This is a genomic window from Rhodoglobus galactosidasius (assembly GCF_054957775.1).
In genome coordinates, this window is the sequence record NZ_JBQIAV010000007.1 from 185,903 (window position 1) to 208,387 (window position 22,485).

Annotated in this window: 13 protein-coding genes and 1 tRNA gene; 8 read left to right on the plus strand and 6 right to left on the minus strand. The window is 60.8% G+C overall.

What is annotated here, in order from left to right:
• Positions 1 to 61: 61 nt before the first annotated feature.
• Both ACTJJW_RS10945 and ACTJJW_RS10950 read left to right on the plus strand, forming a co-directional pair.
• On the plus strand, positions 62 to 3,163 hold the full coding sequence (locus ACTJJW_RS10945) for an ATP-dependent helicase (protein ID WP_462644580.1): 3,102 nt from the start codon (positions 62 to 64) through the stop codon (positions 3,161 to 3,163).
• Entirely contained in the window at positions 3,160 to 6,411 is a 3,252-nt protein-coding gene (locus tag ACTJJW_RS10950; protein ID WP_462644582.1) for an ATP-dependent helicase, read from the plus strand. The genes ACTJJW_RS10945 and ACTJJW_RS10950 overlap by 4 nt, the downstream gene beginning before the upstream one ends.
• A gap of 48 nt (positions 6,412 to 6,459) precedes the next feature.
• Here the strand turns inward: ACTJJW_RS10950 and ACTJJW_RS10955 are convergent, their stop codons facing one another.
• Positions 6,460 to 7,308 carry a LysR family transcriptional regulator gene (locus ACTJJW_RS10955; protein WP_462644584.1) on the minus strand — a complete coding sequence of 283 codons (849 nt, stop codon included), beginning with the start codon at positions 7,306 to 7,308 and terminating at the stop codon, positions 6,460 to 6,462.
• Positions 7,309 to 7,396: 88 nt separating this feature from the next.
• On the opposite strand from ACTJJW_RS10955, the gene ACTJJW_RS10960 reads away from it, so the two are divergent.
• A complete protein-coding gene (locus ACTJJW_RS10960) occupies positions 7,397 to 8,854 on the plus strand; it encodes an MFS transporter (protein ID WP_462644586.1) in 1,458 nt (485 codons plus the stop codon).
• On the opposite strand, the gene ACTJJW_RS10965 is transcribed toward ACTJJW_RS10960, so the two are convergent.
• Positions 8,851 to 9,852 carry a phosphotransferase gene (locus tag ACTJJW_RS10965; RefSeq protein ID WP_462644588.1) on the minus strand — a complete coding sequence of 334 codons (1,002 nt, stop codon included), beginning with the start codon at positions 9,850 to 9,852 and terminating at the stop codon, positions 8,851 to 8,853. The genes ACTJJW_RS10960 and ACTJJW_RS10965 overlap by 4 nt on opposite strands.
• A 67-nt stretch (positions 9,853 to 9,919) precedes the next feature.
• Here ACTJJW_RS10965 and nudC point away from each other — a divergent pair, with 67 nt between their 5' ends.
• Both nudC and ACTJJW_RS10975 read left to right on the plus strand, forming a co-directional pair.
• A complete protein-coding gene (nudC, locus tag ACTJJW_RS10970; RefSeq protein WP_462644590.1) occupies positions 9,920 to 10,846 on the plus strand; it encodes an NAD(+) diphosphatase in 927 nt (308 codons plus the stop codon).
• Entirely contained in the window at positions 10,843 to 12,534 is a 1,692-nt protein-coding gene (locus ACTJJW_RS10975) for an ATP-dependent helicase (protein ID WP_462644592.1), read from the plus strand. The genes nudC and ACTJJW_RS10975 overlap by 4 nt, the downstream gene beginning before the upstream one ends.
• On the opposite strand, the gene ACTJJW_RS10980 is transcribed toward ACTJJW_RS10975, so the two are convergent.
• Positions 12,455 to 13,345, minus strand: a complete 891-nt coding sequence (locus ACTJJW_RS10980) for a hypothetical protein (RefSeq protein WP_462644594.1) — start codon at positions 13,343 to 13,345, stop codon at positions 12,455 to 12,457. The two genes, ACTJJW_RS10975 and ACTJJW_RS10980, sit on opposite strands and share 80 nt — an antisense overlap.
• 91 nt (positions 13,346 to 13,436) lie before the next feature.
• Positions 13,437 to 14,780 carry a zinc-dependent metalloprotease gene (locus tag ACTJJW_RS10985; RefSeq protein ID WP_462644596.1) on the minus strand — a complete coding sequence of 448 codons (1,344 nt, stop codon included), beginning with the start codon at positions 14,778 to 14,780 and terminating at the stop codon, positions 13,437 to 13,439.
• Positions 14,781 to 14,888: 108 nt separating this feature from the next.
• Between ACTJJW_RS10985 and ACTJJW_RS10990 the strand changes: the two genes are divergently transcribed.
• From ACTJJW_RS10990 to ACTJJW_RS11000, 3 genes are all read left to right on the plus strand, one after another.
• On the plus strand, positions 14,889 to 16,001 hold the full coding sequence (locus ACTJJW_RS10990; RefSeq protein WP_462644598.1) for a YlbL family protein: 1,113 nt from the start codon (positions 14,889 to 14,891) through the stop codon (positions 15,999 to 16,001).
• Positions 16,002 to 16,112: 111 nt separating this feature from the next.
• A complete protein-coding gene (locus ACTJJW_RS10995) occupies positions 16,113 to 18,989 on the plus strand; it encodes a UPF0182 family membrane protein (protein WP_462644600.1) in 2,877 nt (958 codons plus the stop codon).
• 90 nt (positions 18,990 to 19,079) lie between these two features.
• Positions 19,080 to 19,153: transfer RNA gene (locus ACTJJW_RS11000), tRNA-Met, on the plus strand.
• 56 nt (positions 19,154 to 19,209) lie between these two features.
• Here ACTJJW_RS11000 and ACTJJW_RS11005 read toward each other — a convergent pair.
• Together ACTJJW_RS11005 and ACTJJW_RS11010 are read right to left on the minus strand one after the other, a co-directional pair.
• On the minus strand, positions 19,210 to 20,400 hold the full coding sequence (locus ACTJJW_RS11005; RefSeq protein ID WP_462644601.1) for an integrase core domain-containing protein: 1,191 nt from the start codon (positions 20,398 to 20,400) through the stop codon (positions 19,210 to 19,212).
• 207 nt (positions 20,401 to 20,607) lie between these two features.
• Positions 20,608 to 22,338 carry a threonine/serine exporter family protein gene (locus ACTJJW_RS11010; protein ID WP_462644603.1) on the minus strand — a complete coding sequence of 577 codons (1,731 nt, stop codon included), beginning with the start codon at positions 22,336 to 22,338 and terminating at the stop codon, positions 20,608 to 20,610.
• Positions 22,339 to 22,485: the final 147 nt, after the last annotated feature.

The window sequence follows — 22,485 nt, forward strand, 5'->3', positions numbered from 1 at the left end:
CGACACAACCAGAGTCGGCGAATGTCCGTTCTCTGTCAGCGCATCCAGATAACGTTGATTCATGGTCACCTTGCCCCCTGGGCGCGCGGATGTCGCGGCTGCCGAGCCGCACACGCTCGACGCTTCACAGCGCGCTGTTGTCGCGCTTCACGATGGTGTGAGCGCGATTGTGGTCGGGGCGCCAGGCTCAGGCAAGACCGAGACACTCGTTGAGGTAGTTGCCGAGCGGGTGCACGCTCGCGACTGGTCTCCGGAACAGATTGTCGTGCTGTCGGCCACTCGCCACAGCGCTACAGCACTGCGGGATCGACTTGCGGCACGAATCGATGCTCCAACGTTGGGGCCTATGGCGCGCACCGCCAACTCTCTTGCCTTCGAAGTGATTCGAGAGGCTGCTGCTGTGGCAGGCGATGGCGCCCCCACGCTGCTCACTGGCGCCGAGCAAGACCAGATTATCGCCGAGCTGCTGGCTGGCGAGATCGCCGATAACAATGGCGCACCATGGCCGGCCCACCTCGATCAGGAAGTTCGCCGACTGCGCGGCTTCCGCACCGAGTTGCGAGATCTCATGATGCGCTGTGTGGAGTTTGGGGTCACGCCCCAAGAACTTGCGCAGCTGGGCGAACGCACCGACCGTCCGGAATGGGTAGCGGCATCCGCCTTCATCTCTGTGTACGACGGCGTGAAGGCTAGCTATCGCGACCGGCACTTTGATGCGAGCGAGCTGCTTGCTGAGGCCGCCGCGCTCATCACCGAGGGGCGCTACGCTGCAATCGACCGACTTCGCTTAGTGATTGTGGATGACGCTCACGAGCTCACCGAAGCCACGATTTCTTTGCTGCGTGCATTGGCAAGTCGCGGCATCACAATTATCGGCTTCGGCGATCCCGATCTCACTACGGGGTCATTCCGTGGCGCGCAGCCTGCTGTGCTCGCAGCCTGGGCGGCGCGGCTTGAGCTCGACAACTGCCAAACACTTTTCCTGTCGTCAGTGCACCGGCACAGCGCGGTGCTACGCGCGACCATCACTGAGCTGACCCAGCGCATCGGAGTCTCGGGGCTCATCGAGCAGCGCAAGTCGGCAGCGGTCGCGACGGTGCCGTCGAGTATCCACAGCTATCAGTTGGCAACGCCGTCCGAAGAGGTGGCGTTCATCGCCCGCCATCTGCGCGAGAAGCACGTTATTGAGTCGGTGCCGTGGTCGCACATGGCGGTGATTGTGCGCACCGGGTCGCTCATTCCTTCACTTGCACGCCAGTTGCGCACGCTTGAGGTCGTCACGAGTGTGTCGAGTGCTCGCAGTGCGGTTCGCGACGAGTTCAGCGTGAACGGTCTCATCGTGTTGCTCGAATTGGCGTTGGGGCGTCGAGCCTTGGATGCCGCGTCAGCGGTGGAGCTTCTGTGCAGTTCTGTCGGCGGTTTCGATGCGGTCTCGTTGCGTCGGTTGAAGGCTGCGTTGCGTCACGAAGCACTCGGCGCTGAAATTTATGACTCCGCCGATGAGCTGATCGCGCAGGCGCTCGCCGCACCGGCAGGGTTCACGAGCATCGAAACTCGGGTGGCACGGCAGGCTGCTGCGGTGGCCACCAACCTGCGGGAGACCGCTGCGGCGGGTGCCGCCGGCGACACCATCGAAGAGCTGTTGTGGGGTGCCTGGCAGCGCAGTGGGCTCGCTGATCAGTGGTTCACTCAGGCCCTCGGCTCTGGCATCGTTGCAGAAGAAGCCAACCGTCACCTCGACGCCGTCGTTGCGCTGTTTTCTGCCGCCAAACGTTTTGTCGAGCGCCGGCCGGATGCTCCAGCCAACGTCTTTCTCAATGACTGGCTCTCCGCCGATGTCTCCGAAGACACACTCGCCGCGCGCTCGATTGTTGACTCGGTCACGGTCGGAACGCCAGCATCCGTCATCGGCCAAGAGTTTGATGTGGTCGTGATTGCCGGAATGCAAGAGAACGTGTGGCCCAACCTGCGCGTGCGTGGTTCGCTGTTGGGCGCGCACGATCTGCCTCGCGTGCTCGCGGGGGAGAAGCTCGCAGTGGCCGACCGCCGACGTGAAGTTTTGCATGATGAGCTGCGGATGTTCGCGCAAGCCGTGTCGCGGGCGACCAGTGAAGTGATCGTCACCGCAGTCGAGGGCGATGACAGTATGCCGTCGCCGTTCATGACCCTGATTCCGACACCGGATGAGCCGATGCGTGCTCGACCGCCGCTCAGTCTGCGTGGGCTTGTCGGGGTGCTGCGGCGTGAACTGACGACGTCTGCCAATGCGGGCCCTGCCGCGGCATCTCTCGCCAGGCTCGCTCAGGAAGGTGTGCCGGGTGCCGACCCCAGTGCTTGGTACGGGCTGCGTGACCCGAGCACGACCGTGCCGTTAGTCGATCTGAGCGATCCCGAAGCGGAAGTGCGGGTCTCCCCGTCGCGCATGGAATCGTTCGAGAGTTGCCCGCTGCACTGGGCGATCGACCAGCTGGGTGGCTCAACTTCCAACGTCGCGTCAAACCTGGGTTCGCTCATCCACGGAGTCGCTGAGACGGCAACCGAATTCAGTGCAGAAGCACTCTTTCGGGCGGTCGAAGATCGTTGGGGCGAGATGAGTTTCGAAGCCTCGTGGCAGTCCGAAGCGGAGAAGCTAAGGGCTCGCAAATTGACTCAACACTTGGCGACCTACCTGCGCGACTTTGAGTCCAAGGGGGGTGAACTCATCAGCAACGAGATGGGTTTTGTGCTGCCGCTTGAGCAAGCGCGCCTCAGCGGAAAGATTGACCGCGTCGAAATGTATGGAGGAACAACCGCCGTGATCGTTGACCTCAAGACCGGCAAGAACGAGCCATCCACCGACAACGCAGTGGCCGATCATCCACAGCTCGCGGCCTACCAGCTGGCATTCGCATCTGGCGCGATCGATGGGGTGCCCGAGGGGCTTGTCAATGGCGGCGCCAAACTTGTGGTGCTCTCACCGACTGCCAAAACCCGGGACTATGTTGACCCGAAACAGGAACCGATGACCGATGAGCAGCTTGAACTATTCCGTCAGCGAGTGATCGACGATGCCAAAGGCATGGCCTCAAACGTGTTCGTGGCCCGCATGAGTAGCCACTGTACCGATCCGTGGAGTTTCGGCAACTGCCGCATCCACGTTGTTCCGGCGGTGAGCGCACGATGATTTCTTCTGTCGATCTCGCCGAGCTCATGGGCATTCACGCGCCCACCGAGCAGCAGCAGGTAGTGATTGAGGCCCCGCTGACTCCCGCGCTCGTCGTCGCCGGTGCAGGTAGTGGAAAAACCGACACGATGGCCAGCCGCGTGGTGTGGCTCGTAGCCAATAACCTCGCCAGCCCCGATCAGATTTTGGGGCTCACGTTCACCCGCAAGGCTGCCGGTTCGCTCAGCAAGCGCGTGAGCGAACGCATTGCGATTCTGCGCGACGTACAAGATCGGCATCCCGAACGATTTGCGGCCACCCCAGAAACCGCGTCGATCGAGTTCGACCAACCCACAATCTCGACCTACAACTCCTTCGCTAGCGCGCTGTTCACCGAGAACGCGCTGCTGATCGGCCGAGAACCAGAGTCGACCCTGCTCAACGATCCTTCTTCGTGGCAGTTGGCCCGCAAGCTCGTCGTCGCCAGCACCGACGAACGCCTGATTGGGCTCGAGAAGTCGATCAACGCGCTCACCGAAGCGGTGCTCAATCTCAGCCACGCGCTCAGCGACAACGTGGCCAACGCTGATGAAGTCGCCGCTTACGCGCAACGATTCACCGAACTTTCTGAGCTGCCGTACGCCGACACAGCGCGCAAAAAGACGCCATACGTTTCCGTCATTGAAGCAGTGAATGAGGTCGGTTCGCTTGCACCACTGCTCGCCCTGGCGGTGCAATACGCGCAGCAAAAACGCCAGCAGGGTTTGCTCGAGTTCAGCGACCAGGTCGCTCTTGCCCTCGAGGTCAGCGAACGCTCCGTTGACGTTGTTGAGCACTACCAAGACCGCTACCGCGTGGTGCTGCTCGACGAATACCAAGACACCAGCGTCGTGCAAACTCGCCTGCTCGCTCGGCTATTCAGCAACCATTCGGTGATGGCTGTTGGCGACCCGCACCAATCAATTTATGGATGGCGCGGAGCAAGCGCCGCAAACCTCGCCCGCTTCAGCCGCGACTTCACCGACAACAACGACGCCCAAGTTTTCGCACTCTCCACCAGTTGGCGCAATGCCAAGAGCGTGCTCGACGCAGCAAACGTCATCGTCGAACCGCTCAGTGCACGCTCACCCGTGCGCGTCGAATCATTGGATGCTCGCCCGTCAGCCCCCGAGGGCACCATCGATACCTACTACTTCGAGCACATCGACGAAGAGGCTAGGGGAGTAGCCAAATGGTTTGCGCGGGCACTCGCTCTACAAGCCTGGGACCACTACGACCCCGACCCTGAGGCCACCGCGCCCTCGCCGCCAACCGCCGCAATCCTGTTCCGGCGCCGCAGCGACATGGATCGCTTTGCCGCAGCCCTCGGCGCCGAAGAGGTCCCGTACCACGTGCTCGGAATCGGTGGTCTGCTCTCCACTCCAGAAATCGTCGACCTCGTGAGCGCGCTCACCGTCATCCACGATCCCACCGCAGGGTCAGAACTGATCCGACTGCTGTCAGGTGCGCGCTGGTCGATCGGCCCGCGCGATCTGCAAGAACTTGCCGGGCTATCGCGGTGGCTGCTGAGCCGCTCCGTCACGCAACACGAGCTGAGCGCCGAAGTAAAGCAACGAATGCGGGACTCCGTTGCGGTCGATGATTCAGCGTCAATTGTGGATGCCCTCGACTTCGTTGGCGAAGCGCCAGCCACCCACTCGCAACTTCAAGGGTTCAGCGAAGAAGGCGTTTCGCGGCTCAAAGCCGCTGCCAAACAGCTGGCCTTCTTCCGGTCGCGCGTCGGGCTCGAGCTAGGCGACCTGGTGCGACTGCTTGAGCAAGAACTGCTGCTCGATGTTGAGGTTGTCGCCAGCCGCCCGCAGGCACAGGGCATGGCAAATCTCTATGCATTCCACGATGAGCTGGCCGGTTTTCTTGCCAGCGACGATCAAGCCAATCTCGGCAGTTTCTTGTCGTGGCTGAGGCGCGCTGCGCAGCAAGACATGATGGGCCCACGCAGCGATGACGCCGAAGCGGGCACTGTGCAACTGCTCACCATCCACGCCTCAAAGGGCTTGGAGTGGGATCTGGTTGCCCTTCCGCGACTAGTCGCCGGAGAAATACCGGCGACGTCGCGGGAAGGAAAAGGCTGGGTTGGTTTCGGCAAGCTCCCATTCGCCTTCCGCGGTGATGCTGCTGAGTTGCCCGAACTCGGCTGGGAGAACGCGAGCTACCAGTCCGAGTTTGATGCTTCGCTCAAAGACTTCAAGGCAGCACTTGCCGACCGCCACCAAGCCGAAGAGCGTCGTCTCGGTTATGTCGCCATCACCCGTGCACGCGACAATCTGCTGCTCAGCGGATCGTTCTGGTCGGGCCGCAGCAAACCTCAAGCGCCGAGTATTTTCCTGCAAGAACTCGAAGAGCGTGGACTCATCGCTGAGCTTCCGACCGATCCGATGAACGACGAAAACCCGACGCTCAACGACGTTGTTGACCCGCTGTGGCCGTTCGATCCGCTCGGCAACCGTCGCACGAGTGTTGAGACAGCTGCTCACCTTGTGCGCGCCGCCGATCCCGGAGGCGAAGGACTCTGGTCGCACGAGATCGATCTGCTGGTCGCGGAGCGAAACCGAGCGGCAAGCGACGCCCAGCGCACGCCGCTGCCGCAACGCATCCCGGCATCCCGATTCAAGGACTACATCGCCGACCCCGAAGCTGTCGCACTCTCGCTTCGTCGGCCGATGCCCGAAAAGCCCTACCGCGCAACGCGATTGGGAACCCAGTTTCACGAATGGGTAGAAGCCCGCTTTGGCGCTTCGGCATCCACTGAGACGCTTGACGCTTTGTCGATCGAGATCGATGGGGCCGATGCCGACGGTGTTGCGGATGCCGAACAACTTGCCCGTTTGCAGGCCACGTTCGAACGCTCAGCGTGGGCAACACGCAAGCCGGTCGACGTCGAGATTGAGATTCACGTTCCCTTCGACGACCGTGTGGTGATCTGCAAGATCGATGCCGTGTATGCCGAAGGGGACCGCTTCGAGATTGTCGATTGGAAGACGGGTCGCGCCCCACGCGACGCTGCCGATCTTGAAGCTAAGCAGCTACAACTCGCGCTCTATCGTCTGGCCTATGCGCAGTGGAAGGGCATCGCGCCCGAGAACATCGATGCGGCCTTCTACTTCGTTTCAGACGACACAGTAATTCGTCCGGAGCACATCTACAGCGAGAGCGAGTTGCGCGAAGCGTGGGCGCGATCAGTGGGTTCAGCCCCAAGCTTTGGTGGCTAGGTGGCTCGACTGCTAGTTGCCGCGACTGCTGGTTACCTTGGTTCTTAGTTAGAGGAGCGCAGGACGACTCAAGATTGCGGTGCTGAGCGCATCGATAGGCTCTCGCGCAGCCATCGGGTTATCAAGCAGGACGAAGTCGACATCGCCGAGCTCGGGCAGTTCGAAAGTGGCCGGCACTTGAGCAAGATCCACCGGGATTAGTGACTGCGGAAACACGGTAATTCCAATTCCCGCACGCACCGCGGCGAGGGCTCCGTTGACTTCCTTGACGTTGCACGTGATGCGCCAGGTTCGGCCGTTCGCCTCGAGTGCGCGCATCGCATAGGCGCGGCCCAGACTGGGCGCCTGATAGGCGATCAGCGGAACGGGTGCGCCCAACTCCAATGTCGTGCTTTTGTGGCCGAGCCACACCATCCGGTCGCGGCGCACTAGTCGCCCACCTTCCATGCCTTTGTCTTGCTTGACGAAGATCAGATCAAGTTGCCCGGCCTGCAACCGGCGCACAAGTGTGCCGCTCTGACTGACCGTGAGCTCGAGGTTGATCTGTGGGTACAACTGGCGAAAGTTGCGCAGGATGCCCGGTAGTTCGTTGAGCGCGAGGTCGTCGGCGGAGCCGAACCGAAGTCGCCCCCGCATCGCCGAACCCGTGAAGTACTTCACCGCCTGATCTTGTTCGGCCAAAATTGCACGGGCGAAACCGAGCATCGCTTCGCCGTTGTCGGTCAGAGATACGGCGCGAGTGTCGCGCACGACGAGAGTGCGGCCAGCGGCAGCCTCAAGTTTGCGAATGTGTTGGCTGATAGTTGGCTGGCTCAGTGTCAGCGTTCGGGCAGCATCAGTGAAGCTGAGAGCGTCAGCGAGGGCAACAAAAGACTTCAGCAACACGGGGTCGAACACAATCACCTCATTACGAAACGTAATTGAATTTATAGGCTCGATTATGCACTGGAATGAGCAGTGAGACAATACGGTTGAGGGTGTGGCTATGACATCTGAGACTTCTCCGGCAACTGTGCCTATCTCGGCGGTGATGCAGCGCCCACTCTGGCGCGACACGTTTAGCTCACTACGCCTGCACAATTACCGGCTCTATGTGATCGCACAATTCATCGCTTATACGGCTGCGTGGGTGCAGCGCATCGCCGTCGATTGGCTAGTTCTTGAGCTCACCGGCAACGTTGCGCTTGTGGGGCTGACGATCGCTATCCAGTTCACTCCGACCATCATTCTCGGTGCGTATGCGGGAGTCATCGCCGATCGTTTCGACAAGCGTGCGACGCTCATGGTCGCTCAGTCGATCATCGGTTTGCTTAGTCTTGCCCTCGCCATTGTGACGATCATGGGGTTAGCGCAGCTCTGGCTCGTCTACCTGCTGGTCTTGCTCATGGGCATCATCCAGGTCTTCGACAACCCGGCGCGCGCTGTCTTCGTTAATGAGCTTGTTGGGCCACGCCACTTGCGCAACGCGATCAGCCTCAACGCATCGATCTTCCACTCGGGAGCTTTCTTGGGTCCCGCGCTGAGCGGTGCACTCATCGTCGCGGCAGGTTCCGGTTGGGCCATCGGCATCAACGCGGTTGCCGTCGTAATCGGCGTCATCATCCTCGCCTCGATGCGCAAGAACGAACTCTTGATCGCGCCGCGTGCCCCCGAGTCCACGGGGCAAATTCGCGAAGCAATGCGCTACATCCGCAAAAAACCCACGCTGTTCTGGACCATGGTGATGGTCTTCGTGATTGCCGTGTTCGGGATGCCGATGCCCACGTTGCTCGCCGCGATGGCCAACACCGTGTACGACACCGGGGCTAGTGGGTATGGCCTTTACAACTCGCTCGCGGCGATTGGTGCACTGCTCGGTGCGCTGGCCTCGGCACGCAGGGCGAGCCTCCGGCTGCGCACGATTATCTTTGGTGCGGTGCTCTACGGCGTGATGATGATGCTCGCCGGAATTGTGCCGATCTACGGGCTATTCCTCGGCGTGCTGATCGGCATCGGGCTCAGCCGTCTCCTGTTGATGACCGCGGCGGAAACGATGGTGCAGTTGTCATCGAACCTCGTCATCCGCGGCCGAGTAATGGCGTTTTGGGTGATGGTGATTATCGGAGGGCAAGCAATCGGTGGCCCGCTCATGGGCTCGATCGCCGAACTGTGGGGTGCCAAGATGGCGTTCGTTATCGCTGGTGGGGTACCCGCAGCAGTCGCCATCGCAATCTCCATTGCCTTGGCGCGGTCTGGTCGACTGACCGTAAAGGTGGCTCCGCGCCGCAACGGCCGCTGGGTCGCGATCGTGCCGCAGCATCAGTCGCGGGCAATCACTGAGCCGATCACGATCGTCGACGGGGATGCCGTGGAGGCCCCAGCCTCCCGCAACAAGTTGCGCCGGCTGAGGTCGTCACTATCTCGCTCGGCCCGCAAGCGCCGTTCGGAGCAAGAGGAACGTTAGACCGCGCGGTAGTTCTTGCGCAGCATGGCTTCAACCTCGTCGACGGCCATTGTTGGCATCGTGTTTGCGCTGATCGGGTTCATCACGTCGTCGCGGATGTCGTCAAGCAGTGTCGTCAGCATTTCGACGGCGTCGTCCACAATTTCGGTACTGCGCACTTCGGTTCCGTGGAGCAACCACTTGGCTACCGAGAGTTCCGCATAGAAGGTCGCACGCTGCTTGAGTTGGCGATCGCCAGCACCGCGGGCATCCGAGTAGGCACCAAAAGCCGAGTCGATGATGGCCTCATTGCGTGGGCCGAGCAACCACTGAAGGTCGGTTGCCGGGTCGCCGACTTTGATGTCTTGCCAGCCCAGAACGCCAGTCACGGCGTTCTCTGCGCTCAAGAACGAGTCAGAGACGAGTGAGCCGTTGACGACGGTCGGCTGGAACTGCCAGAGCTTGGAGTCTTCGGCGGCTTCGCGCCAGCGTTCGAGCAGCGCTGCGGGAACCAATTTGGTGGCCGCAGCGCGGTCAATGATGGAGACGCAGGCGCGCAGGCTCTCGCCGGCGGTCTGCACGGGGAGTCCGGCATCCGCAACAAAGCTTGTTGGCAGGCTGTGAATCGCGGCAATGGCAGTACCGATTGACGCGGAGAGCGAGCCGTCGCCGGTGGTGTACGAGCGCATCGGCACCTTGTTGCCGTACACAAATTCGTAGACGATGCCGCGAGTTTGGCCGACAGGAACCTGGCCGGCATAGCTCGTGACAGCAAAGGGCAGACGGGTGCGCACGCCAGCGCTGAGGGCACGCAATGCGACGAGGTCGGCGGACTGCAGATTTTCTGCTGAAGTGTTGCGGGGCACCCGAATAATCCAGTGCTTGCCGTCGCGCCCGGTAACGAGAGCGGAGTCGAAGTCGTTGCCGTTGCCGGTGCCGAACGGTGCGGCTGCGGCAACATCGAGTCCCTCGACAGCCGAGGTCGCCAGCGCGGCTAGAGTGAGATGTGATCTGGCCATAACACTCAGGGTAGGTTGCTCAGACGCGCATTTGCCGCACGCCACGCACTTGGGACGGGGTCGATACATGTCACAGGCTTTTCTTTCGCGACTGCCACTGTCGCGATACGAAGTTGATCGTGACCACCTTGCTAGGGAAGATCCTCGTCTTCTTGACCGCTTGTGGCGCGACACCACCACGAGAGTTTTGCCGATTTTCAACGGCTCCGCTCTGCTCGCTGCCGATGGGTCGTTAGCTTTGCTGCGACCGGACGCAATCGAACGTAGCCACACGAGTGTTTATCTCGGGCGGTCAATGTCGATCACGAGCCCTGAGCCGGTCGGCACTCCGATTGTGAGCGTAGAGCTGCAAGATGCCGGTCATTTCGCCGAAGCAAACTGGGGAAACCTGCGCTCGATCGCCACCCAGCTAAGTGACCGAGATGCCGGGCTCTTCACTGAGGCCCTCGCGATTTTGAACTGGCATTCTTCGCACCTGTTCTCGCCTCGGACTGGTGAACCGACCGTCGTAGAGAAGGCCGGATGGGTTCGTCGCGATGTTGCCTCGAAGCTCGAAGTTTTCCCTCGCACCGACCCTGCGATCATCGTGGGGGTCACCGACAACGATGACCGTCTGCTGTTGGGATCAAACGCACTGTGGGAATCGAATCGCTACTCGCTGCTGGCCGGATTCGTAGAACCGGGGGAGTCGCTTGAGTCGGCCGTTCAACGCGAAATCCTTGAAGAGTCGGGCGTTCCCGTGGTCGACCCCGTCTATTTGGGCAGCCAGCCGTGGCCGTTCCCGGCATCGCTCATGCTCGGCTTTACCGCATCCGTTGCCCCAGGGTTTACGGGGTCGGGAACCCCAGACGGCACCGAGATTCTTGACCTGCGCTGGTTCAGTCGCGAAGAACTCGCGGCGTCGCTGAACGAGATCCGCCTGCCCGGGCACTCCTCCATTGCGCGCGCCATCATCGAGCACTGGTACGGACAACCGATTGACGAACAACCGTGACTCTGGATGCAAACGCCCTGCTCGACGCGCTCGATGAGAGCCAACGCCAAGCAGCCGAAGCACTCCTTGGGCCGGTCTGTCTGCTCGCCGGAGCAGGAACAGGAAAGACCCGAGCGATCACCCACCGCATCGCCTATGGCGTAGCTACCGGTGTCTACCCGCCCGGTCGAGTGATGGCGCTCACCTTCACGAATCGCGCTGCGGGCGAGCTGCGCGGCCGACTGAGAACTCTCGGTGCGGAAGGCGTTGCTGCTCGCACCTTTCATGCATCCGCACTCTCGCAACTGAACGCGTTTTGGCCGCAAACGATCGGCGGAACAATGCCCAGGCTTCTTGAGGGCAAAGCGCGCATGATTGCGCACGCCGCCGACTCGCTGAAGCTCAAGCTCGATACCGCCACCCTGCGCGATGTTGCAGCGGAGATCGAGTGGCGAAAGACCTCCCGTATGTCGATCGTGCAGTATGGCGAAGCCCAGCGCACTTTGCCTGCGGCCCTCACAGTCGAGCGCATGGTTGACATTCATACCGCCTATGAGTCGACCAAGGATGCCCGTCGCCAAATCGACTTCGAAGACGTGTTGCTGGCTGCAGCCGGGATGATCGAAGCGGAACCACGAATTGCGCAGCAGGTGCGCGAGCAGTACCGCTTCTTTGTTGTGGATGAGTACCAGGACGTTTCGCCACTTCAGCATGAACTGCTGCGATTATGGGTGGGAGACCGGGACGATCTCTGCGTGGTCGGAGACGTCAGCCAGACCATCTACTCGTTTGCCGGAGCAAGCCCCGACTTCTTGTTGCGTTTTGCCTCGCACCACGAGAATGCGATCGTGCTGCGGCTCGAGCGCAACTACCGGTCGACGCCCGAGATTGTGCACACCGCCAATAAGCTGATGGCTAGCCAGCCAGGAGCATTAACCCTTCAAGCGGCCACCACAGAACACTCCGCACCGCCAGTGGTCACCGGATTTGACAACGATCAGGCTGAGGCCGCCGCAGTTGCTGAGGCGATTGCTGGACAGATTGCGGCAGGAACATCCCCAGAAGAGATCTCCGTGCTCTACCGGATCAATGCGCAGTCACAGCCGATCGAGGCTGCGCTGGCTGCCGCAGGCGTTCCTTTCTTGGTGCGCGGCGCGACGCGGTTCTTTGATCAGCGCGAGGTCAAAGAGGCGATCATGCTGCTGCGTGGAGCATCCATTACGACGGCCACCGAACCACTCTTCAAATCGGTCAGCGACGTGCTCAGATCAATTGGATGGTCGCAAGAGCCACCACAGAGCGCCGGTGCAGTACGCGACCGCTGGGAATCGCTCAACGTGATCATGCGGCTTGCCGAAGGCGCCCTTGAGGAGATGACTCTGCGGGAGTTTGTTGCCGATCTGGTTGACCGCCAGAGCAGCAATAACGAGCCGCTGCGATCAGCAGTGAACCTCGCAACCATGCACTCGGCGAAAGGTTTGGAGTGGGACTGCGTGCACATCGTCGGGCTCAACGAAGGTTTGCTGCCCATCAGCTATGCCCGCACGCCCGAAGCGATCGATGAAGAACGACGCCTACTGTACGTCGGCATCACTCGTGCACGCCGATCGCTCGGGATGTCGTGGTCGGCTAGTGCACAAACAGGTCGGGGTGGGCGTCGTGCCCCCAGTCGCTTTCTGGACGATGTGCGCGATCGGACGCAACAGTAGCGACGCTGCCCACCTGCTGACACCCGCACTCTGGGTGCCGGAACCGCAAACTTTCATCGCGACGCCCTGTGATGTGGTCGATGCGCACCGATGCGGTTGCGCTGGCCGGGGTTTGGTCGAAGACGGTGTAACCGGCGCGCCCTAAGCGGTGCAGCGCCATGCGGCTCGCCTCTGCTGCAGCCTCCGCAATTAGCACAGGGGTTTCGGCGTGCGACGTGCGACCCATGAGTTGGGTTGCGATGGCAGGCCACGCCAGATCGGCATCGCGACGGTGCAGCTCGACGCAGAGCAGGCATCCGGTGATCCCAGGGGTGACGACAGGCCCGACCTCGGCAGCAGAATCCGAAATCACCACGGGCAGATGCGGAATATCACGGCGGAGCCAGTGTGAGTGCGCCGACGGCGCAATCACATAATGGCCGACAACGATCGCAAGGTCAGGGTCGGGGTCGGATAGCCCGTCCGCGTGCTCGGCAACGCGAACGTTCACGCCACTGGCTGCGAGAATTCGGGCAATTGACTCGGCTAAGGAGCCAACGCCGAGCACGGCAACGTGAGCGCTTGGCGACTGCGGTGGCGTAGCAATGAGCACGCGGGAGAGAGCATCAAGCAGGTCATCGCATTCTTCGGGGTGCGATCTGGCCAGCATCCCTAGACCGCTGCGGCTGATGCCGGCAACGAGCGCTGAGAGGATCTTTTCTTGGGCTTCGGTGACGTTGGGCAGCACGACAGCAGGTGGGTCGATGCCGAATTGGGCGCTCGTGGGGGAGCGCCACACCAGTGGTAGTCGGGGGTCTACACGCAGGATCATGTGCCAATTGTGCACACTGTCCGACTGATCAGAGCGAAGATTCCACAGCGGTTACGGCGATCACTATGTCGCCGACGTGAGGTGCTCGAAGCTAGGAGTTGTCGTCCTCGTGCGGTCGGTCGCCAGTCTCGTCGTTGAGGAGGTCGTTGATGGCCTGATCGATATCGTCGGGTGTGCTGCCACCATCACGAAGACGGGCCACGAGTGCGGCGGGGTCATCGATGTCAGAAGCCGTCGGCATCAGGTCGGGGTGCGACCAGAGTGCATCGCGTTGTTCTGCGCCCAGTTCGTCGCTGACGTGTTGCCACATCGCGGCGGCTTCACGCAGTCGACGCGGTCGAAGTTCGAGACCTACGAGAGTGGCGAATGCAGACTCTGCGGGGCCACCGGATGCGCGGCGGCGACGTACGGTTTCGGCAATGGCACCACGCGCTGGCAGTCGCGTGGTCGCGGCGGCGGTCACCACATCCACCCAGCCTTCGACAAGTGCGAGTACTGTCTCGAGGCGTTCGAGCGCTTCTCGCTGCTCTTCGCTCTTTGGCGGAATCAGCGAACCGTTGGTCATGGCATCGCGCAACTCTTCAGGGTTATTGGGGTCGAAGCCGCTGGCAAGCTCGGCAATCGCATCCGAGTCAATGTGGATGTCGTGGGCGTAAGCGGTGATCGACGTGAGCAACTGCAGACGCAGCCACCGTGCGTGCCGGAAGAGTCTGGCGTGGGCGAGCTCGCGCACCGCCAAATAGAGGTGAACTTCTTCGTCGGGAATGTCGAGTCCGTTGCCGAACGCGAAGACGCTCTGCGGGATAAGTGCTGCCTGCTGTTCGTCGAGCAGCGGGATGCCAATGTCACCACCGGAAACGACCTCGCTGGAGAGCTGACCAACTACCTGGCCGAGCTGCATGGCAAACAGGGTGCCGCCGATGTTGCGCATCACTTTGCTCGCCCCGCTGAGCATCTCGTCCATCTCTTCTGGCGCGTTCTGCTTGAGAACATCAGTGAGAGAATTGGCGATTGAATTGGCGACGGGCTCGGCGAGCTGAGTCCAAATGGGCATCGTGATAGTGACCCATTCGCTGCGGCTGAGCAGCTTAGGTTCGACCGTAAGTTCAGAGACATCGGTGACCTCATTGAGCCACAGGGATGCCACGTGGAGGGCTTGCTCCAGCTTGGAACGTTCAGCCGGAAGCGAGACGACGGAGCTCTGAGAAGCAAGGTTCTTGGCCTGCTCAAGTGCGATATCCCAGTTGATTCCATCACCGCTCTTGCCGAGGGCATTCTGGAGCTGACCGAGCAGCTGTTGGATCATCGCCGGATCGTTCGGCAGCCCCGCGGCCGCAGCGAGTTTCGCTGGATCGATCTCTCCATCGCCGGAGAGAAACTCGCGCATCATGTCGCGGAACTCGTCTTCGGAATTGTTGTCAGCGTCGTCAGCCATGGATTAACGCTACTCGCTCGATGCCGTGCGCGGCTGAGTTTTGACCTAGGCTAGTAATTCTTACCGTGCGCCTGTGGCGAACACCCCTTCCACCCCGTAAGGACCTAGGTGGCCCTGTTTACTGATAATCGTCCCGAACCTTCATCGCGCCGTGCCCGAAGTGGCTGGCTGGGGTGGCTGATTCTCAGCGTTGCGCTCATAGGCACGCTGCTGGCAACGCTTGTTCCGTCGCCGTACATCATCGAGCAACCCGGTCCGGTATACGACACCTTGGGTGACGTCGAGATCGACGGTGCCCGTGTGCCGCTCATCCAGATTCCAGTGGAGACTACGTATCCCACTGAGGGTGCGCTCGACATGCTCACCGTGAACGTGCGGGGAAACCCGGAGTCGCCGCTCAGCTGGTTCGAGGTTGGTGCTGCCTTCTTCGATCGCAGTCGCGCAATCGTTCCGGTCGAAGCCGTCTACCCCGTCGGCGTGACTGTTGAAGAGTCAAGCGAAGCCGGCCGCATCCAAATGGAAAGTTCGCAGCAGGAAGCGATCGCTGCTGCACTGTCTGACCGGGGCTACGAGTTCGATGCAACACTCACGGTCGCTGAGACGAGTGCCGATGGGCCATCGGATGGCGTGCTGCAGGCAGGCGACATCATCCGCACAGTAAATGACGAGACGTTCGCTGACGTGACAGGTCTTCGCGATGCGATTGCCGCCAACGGAACCACTACGCCAGCCACGATCGTTTTCGAACGTGATGGCGAAGAGCAAACCGCTGAGGTCACCCCCGCGATGACGGAGGGTGACGACGCGATCGCTGTAATCGGTGTCGTAGTCGGAAGCGCATACAATTTCCCTGTTGACGTCAAGATTCAGTTGGAGAGCGTTGGCGGTCCGAGTGCTGGCATGATGTTTGCCTTGGGGATCATCGACAAGCTCACGCCAGGGGCGATTAACGGCGGCGAAGAAATCGCTGGAACCGGAACGATCACGGCAACCGGAGACGTCGGCCCCATCGGCGGCATCCAGCAGAAACTGTACGGAGCCCGCAACGCAGGAGCCAGCTACTTCTTTGCTCCCATCGAGAACTGCGATGAGGTAACGGGAAACATTCCTCAGGGCCTCACCGTCTATGCAATCGACGACCTCAACGATGCACTAGTTGCGCTCGCCAGCATTCGTGCTGGACTGAGTGGCACCGGTCTTCCGTCATGCGACGCAAGTTGAGCGCCACTGGTTGAGTGTTGCCCCAATTGACGCTGAGAGCGATCATTCGCCCCGCGCCCATGAAAGACCTTTAAGATACCGCTAGGCCCCCAATTTCAGGAGCGAAGTACTGTGTCGACCCAAACCAAATCAGCCCCACCGAGCAAGACGAGGTCTGCGTTTACAATCACGGCGATAATTCTCGCCGTCATTGTCATCGCGTTCTTCTTGTTCTCCAACCTCTACGCGGATGTGCTCTGGTTTGACCAGGCCGGCTATCTAGGGGTGCTTACCACCCAATGGATCGCAAACGCAGTGATGTTCCTCATCGGCTTTGTCGCGATGTCAGTTCCGGTGGGCATCAGCCTGCTGATCGCATTCCGTGCACGCCCCATTTACGCCAAGCTCAATGCGCAGCTAGAGGGCTACCAGCAGGTCGTTGAGCCGCTGCGCAAGCTCGCCATGGTCGGCATCCCCGTGCTGCTGGGTATCTTCGGCGGTGTCTCCGCAGCGGGTAGCTGGCCGGTTGCGCTTCAGTGGCTCAACCGCAGTTCATTCGGTGAAGTAGACCCGCAGTTTGGGTTCGACATCGGGTTCTATTTCTACGAACTGCCTATGTACCACGGCATTATTGGCTTTGCGTCAGCCGTGCTGCTGGTCTCGTTCGTTGGCGCGCTTGCCACGAGCTACCTCTATGGTGCGCTCAGTGTTAACGGTCGCGAGGTTCGCATTTCGCGTTCCGCTCGCATCCAGCTGGCCATCACCGCTGGCCTCTTTTTTGCTCTTCAGGCTGTCAGCATCTGGCTCGACCAGTACACGACGCTGTACTCAGCCAGCCAGGGATTTTTGCAGACCGGTGCAAGCTATACCGAAGCGAATGCCACCATTCCTGGCCGCGCGATTCTGGCCGGCATTGCGGCAATCGTGGCCATCCTCTTCATCGTCACAGCGATCATCGGTCGCTGGCGTCTGCCCATGATTGGCACCGCTCTCCTGCTCATCAGCGGTCTCGTCGTCGGAAACCTTTACCCGTGGGTCGTTCAGCGCTTCCAGGTAGACCCCAACGCGCGTATCTACGAGGCGGAATATATTGATCGCAGCATCGAGGCGACGCGAGATGCCTATGGGATAGCCGACGTTCAAGAGGTTCCTTACAGCGCAACGACGGACGCCGCGGCAGGTGCTCTGCGCGCAGATGCGGCTACTACAGCAAACATTCGTATCCTCGACCCCGCAATCGCCCCACAGGCGTTCGCACAGCTCCAACAGTTCAGACAGTATTACCAGTTCGACAGTCACTTGGATGTTGACCGCTATGAAATAGACGGCGAGATGCAGGACACTGTGATCGCGGCTCGTGAGCTCAATCAATCAGGTCTCGGTGAGTCTCAGTCGTGGTACAACAACACTGTCGTCTACACCCACGGTTATGGCGTTGTGGCGGCATTTGGTAACCAACGCTCAGCCGATGGCGAACCCGTGTTCCTGCAGTCTGGCATGCCGAGCACGGGAGCGCTTGGTGACTTTGAGCCACGCATCTACTTCGGTGAGAAGTCATCGGAGTACTCGATCGTTGGCGCCAGCGAAGATGCTGATGATATCGAATTCGATTACCCCGCGGGCGAGGGCGGTGAAGATACCGAGAAGAGCGCAACCACGACGTTCGCTGGCGACGGTGGACCGTTGCTCGATAACATCTTCAAGAAGCTCGTCTACGCGATCAAGTTCCAGTCGGAGCAGATCTTCCTCTCGTCAGCTGTCACCGATGAGTCGCAGATTCTTTACGACCGGGAACCGATTGAGCGTGTGAAGAAGGTCGCGCCGTACCTCACGGTTGACAGCGATGTTTACCCGGCAATTGTGGATGGTCGCACCGTGTGGATCGTTGACGGTTACACCACAGGTGCTAACTATCCGTACTCGCAGGTCGAACAGCTATCGAGTGCGATTGCTGACACCTACACGCCGGCGCCGCAGTTTGCGCTCGACAACATCAACTACATTCGCAACTCGGTCAAAGCGACCGTTGATGCGTATGACGGCTCGGTGAAGCTCTACGCGTGGGATGACAAGGACCCTGTCCTGGAAACGTGGAACAAGGTGTTCCCGAGCACTCTGCTGCCACAGGACGAGATGAGTGTCGAACTGCTTGATCACGTTCGGTATCCGGCCGATCTATTCAAAATGCAACGTCAAGTTTTGGGTTCGTACCACGTAACCGACGCTAACTCGTTCTATTCGAGTGATGACCAGTGGGTGAGCCCCGAAGATCCGGTTTCGACTACTGGGTCGACTCAGCCGCCGTACTACTTGACGATGCAGGTTCCGGGAACCGAAGATCCCGCATTCACGCTGTACTCGGCGTTTATCCCGCAGGGAACTGACGACTCCAGCCGAAGTGTTCTGACCGGTTATTTGACGGCGAACTCAGATTATGGCCCCGACTACGGCAAGCTGACACTCCTGAACTTGCCCACCGGGGACACTGTTCCCGGACCGGGCCAGGTGCAGAACAGCTTCAATACCGACACCAACGTAGCCAATCAGTTGGCGCTGTTGCAGCGAGGCGATACTGAGGTCAGGCTCGGCAACCTTCTTACGCTGCCCGTCGGTGGAGGCTTGCTGTATGTGCAACCGGTCTACGTTCAGTCGACCAGTGGCACGCAGTACCCGCTCTTGCGCAAGGTACTTGTAGCATTCGGTGAGGATATTGCCTTCGAGGACACCCTTGACGGCGCGCTCGACGTGCTGTTCGAGGGAGATTCGGGCGCTGAGGCTGGCGATGGTGAGGTTCCGGAGGATAACTCTGAGACCCCCGTCGATCCTGACGCTCCCGTTGATCCCGGTACACCCGGAGATAACCCTGCACTCGACAGTGCGCTCGCGGAGTACAAGGCGGCATTGGCCGATCGCCAGGCAGCATACGCCGCCGACGATCTGGTAGCTGCTGCTGAGGCGGATGAGCGCATGGTCGCCGCCATTCTGAAGGCAATTGCCGCAACTGAGTAGCCATTTCGACTCTGCGGGCTTGCAGCACACTGCGAGCCCGCTGAGTTCGGTTTTCGTGCCCTTCACCCTGTGTTAGTCTTTATTACACGCCGCGGGGTGGAGCAGTTCGGTAGCTCGCTGGGCTCATAACCCAGAGGTCGCAGGTTCAAATCCTGTCCCCGCAACGATGTGATGTCGCAAGACATCGGAATAGTTCGAACCCACGGTTTGTGGGTTCGAACTATTTTTTTGTGCTGGCGGGTTGGTAGTCGCGGTTGAGGTCGATGGTGAGCTCCCGCAGGATTTCTCCGGTGGCGGCGTTGATGATGGTGACGTCGAGTTCTTGGATGAGTAGTGTGACGTGGGTTCCGGCGTGGGTTCGGCCGACGCCGATGTGGCGCAGGTGGCCCGCGACGCGAAGGCTGACGGTGCCAGATTTGTCGATGCGGTCGTGGCGGACTCGGTTGTGGGTGTCGTCGCGGGGGCTGCTGGCGGGTGTGGCTTTGATGCTCGTTGTGTAGGCCGTGAATGGTGTTGCCCGGTGGTCCAGCGAGCGGTGGGGGCGACGCTGATTGTATTCTTCCGCGAACTCGTCAAGCAGCAGTTGCAGTCCGGCGATCGTGGTGGGTTGGCACGGTTGTGCTCTCAGCCATTTCTTGAGTGTTTGTTGGAAGCGTTCAACTTTGCCCTGGGTTTGCGGGTGATGGGGTGAGCCATTCTTTTGGGTGATCCCAAGGCGAAAAAGTTCGGTTTCTAGGCTCGTGCGGCCGCCACTGTTTTTGCCGCCTGCGAGGCGGACGGTGTAAACCATTCCGTTATCGGTCAGCGTTGATGCCGGATAACCATGCTGCTGGGCGGTGCGGGTGAAGGTATCCAGCACGATGACGGCAGAGATTCGATGGTGTGCTGAGAGGTGCAGGACGTAGCGGGAGTGGTCATCGAGCCAGGTGATGATCTCGGTGTCTGGGCCTGGGCGTCCGTCGGGGGTGCTGAGGCGGTAGTGGGTGAAGTCTGACTGCCAGCACTCGTTGGGTTGATCGGCAGCGAAGTGGAGGTAGGAATTCTTGGGACGTTTCTGTGGTTCTGCCTCAACCAGTCCCTGCCGGGTCAGGATCCGGTGGATGGTGGCCCGGTTCAAAGAGATTTGGTGGGTGTGGGTCAGGTGCCAGCCGATGGTGTCAGCGCCGGCATCCAAACCAGCCTTCTCTAGCCGCTGGCGCAGGGCGACCACGAGGCCGATGACCGCCGGTGGTGTTGCGGTGGGGCTGGTCGTAGGGCGACGGGATCGTGGCTCGAATGCGGCGTCTCCCTCGAGACGCCAGCGGGTCATGAGTTTCGAGATCCACCCTTGCGAGACACCGTATCGGCGGGCGACGTCTGACTGCGTTTGGCCGGCAAGAACGGCGGTGATCACGAGGCGCTGTTTACTCATGCCTCAGCCTGAACGTGTATGCCTATGACGTGCGACAGGTTATTCCGATGTCGTGCGACACCCTATTCCTATGTCCTGCACCAGAACACTGTCCCCGCAACGAAAAGATGTCTTAGACATTGCATGTAAGTCCCTCTCCTTCTTGGAGGGGGATTTTTTGTTTCTTGGCCTCCACAAGACGAGGCTTTCGAGCTTGCCGTTAGCTCACTACGCGTTGGGCTTGGGCTCCTTCTCTTGCTCTTGCTCCGGCTCCGGGACCGGCTCGAGGAAGTCGAAGAGTTTCGGCAGCCGGCGATCGCGCAAGGAACTGGACGCCGCGAGTCCGATGAGCACACCGAGGGCGATTGCGATCATTGTGCCGACCGTGGTGATGAGGGTGCTGCTAGCTCCGGCATTACCGCCCAGTATCTCGGTGACGCCGACAAGACCAAGCGCGCCAGGGACAAGCAACCAGAACGCAGGGAGGAAGCTGACGATCGCGGGAGGCCCGCTGCGGTGCCGTGCGACGAGCACCGCTACCGGGGTCATAGCGATCGCACCGATGAGTGCCGAGAGCACGCCGCCAAACAACACGTCGCCGATCACCTGAGCGCCGTAGGCGACATAAAGCACGAGCAGAATCCATGGAATCGAGGCTGGTCGGGCACATTGATAGACGGTTATGCCCACGCCGAAGACCGCGACGGCGATCCACGGGGCAAGAGGGCCGAGCGGTTCGCTGGCAACGTCAAGTTCGATTGTTGGCACGCCGACGAGGGCGCCCGCAGACACAATTCCGACGGCGAGCAGCAGCAGTCTCATGGCGCCTGCTGCGGCCCGCGCCGAACCGGACATGATGTGGCCGGTTGCGAGCTCGATCACGGCGGTCGTGAGCAGCCCACCGGGCAGCAGAATTACCAACGGGGCAACTAGCGACGGCAGTACTCCGGGGTCAGCGGATGCCCGGGCCGCGAGCAGAACAATCAGCGAGGATCCGAGTGCGGCGCCGACAATGACGAGCGCACTGTAGCTGGAGGGCAGACGCTCACCGAGCAGCAGTAGAGTGCCCACACCCGCGCCAAGGAGCGCGGCCAAGAGCACTCCCAGCCATGACGAGCCCAACAGCACGGAGATCGCAGCCGAGGTGAGCGCATACGCGAACACCCGCTGAGCGCCTGAAAAAGGTGTCGGGAGCTCACGCACTTTTGCGAGCTGACGAGTGACCCACGCGCTCGACCCTGAGCGAACTCGCCCCACCTTCACGACGCGATCAATTACATCGACGTGATGAAGCAGATACGACTGTCTCCCCGCCGACACGGCTCGAGTGAGAGTGGCACCTCCGTCGTCCAAGGACACGAACAGTGCCGTCGGAAAGACGACTACCTCGGCCGACGGGTAGCCATTCGCCGTGGCGACATCCTGCACGGCAGAACGCACCATGCTCACGGGGTAGCCGCTGTCGATCATTGCTTCGCCGATATCGGCCATCGAATCGAGAACGACGGCGGCAGACGTTTTCCGGTTGCGCGAATGCGTAGTGGCTGCTGCGGCAGACGCGGGAAGCGGGCGCCGACGAAGCACGAGCCACAGCACGAGGAGACTCGCAGCGAGCACTGCAACGGCAATCAGAAGTGAGGTGAGTGAAACATTTGATGTCGCAAAGCTCGGCGGGATCTCGGGGAGAGGCGTCACCTCACCATTGTTTTGATCGACTGGCGTTTCGACCGGAGTTGGCGTCGCGCTCGGGGTCGTTACCACGGTCTCGGACGGAACTGGGATCGGAGTGGGGCTGAGAGTCGATGTTGGTTCGACGGTGGGGATCGGACCTGGGGTCGGTGTATCCGTCGACGGGGGAGGCGTTGGTGCCGTGGGATCGGGGGCCCCGGGCTCGTCGATCGCCATCGCGATCGCAGGGGCGGCGGCCATGGCGACGGCAGGAGCCGAGAATGCGAGCACGCCCGCAGCGCAAGCCGCGACCCTCTCTGTCAACCTTGCATAAGGCACCGGGATCGTCCCGAATAGTGTCGTAGAGGGCGGGGAAGGAGTTCCCCTTGACGAACACCGTAATGACAGGGCTCAGCTCGATCGGGCAGGCTGTAGGGA

Bases quoted from the DNA above. Each gene is read 5' to 3' on its own strand.
- ACTJJW_RS10945 (WP_462644580.1), top strand. From the start codon at position 62: ATGGTCACCTTGCCCCCTGGGCGCGCGGATGTCGCGGCTGCCGAGCCG.
- ACTJJW_RS10950 (WP_462644582.1), top strand. From the start codon at position 3,160: ATGATTTCTTCTGTCGATCTCGCCGAGCTCATGGGCATTCACGCGCCC.
- ACTJJW_RS10960 (WP_462644586.1), top strand. From the start codon at position 7,397: ATGACATCTGAGACTTCTCCGGCAACTGTGCCTATCTCGGCGGTGATG.
- ACTJJW_RS10965 (WP_462644588.1), bottom strand. From the start codon at position 9,852: ATGGCCAGATCACATCTCACTCTAGCCGCGCTGGCGACCTCGGCTGTC.
- nudC (WP_462644590.1), top strand. From the start codon at position 9,920: ATGTCACAGGCTTTTCTTTCGCGACTGCCACTGTCGCGATACGAAGTT.
- ACTJJW_RS10980 (WP_462644594.1), bottom strand. From the start codon at position 13,345: ATGATCCTGCGTGTAGACCCCCGACTACCACTGGTGTGGCGCTCCCCC.
- ACTJJW_RS10985 (WP_462644596.1), bottom strand. From the start codon at position 14,780: ATGGCTGACGACGCTGACAACAATTCCGAAGACGAGTTCCGCGACATG.
- ACTJJW_RS11005 (WP_462644601.1), bottom strand. From the start codon at position 20,400: ATGAGTAAACAGCGCCTCGTGATCACCGCCGTTCTTGCCGGCCAAACG.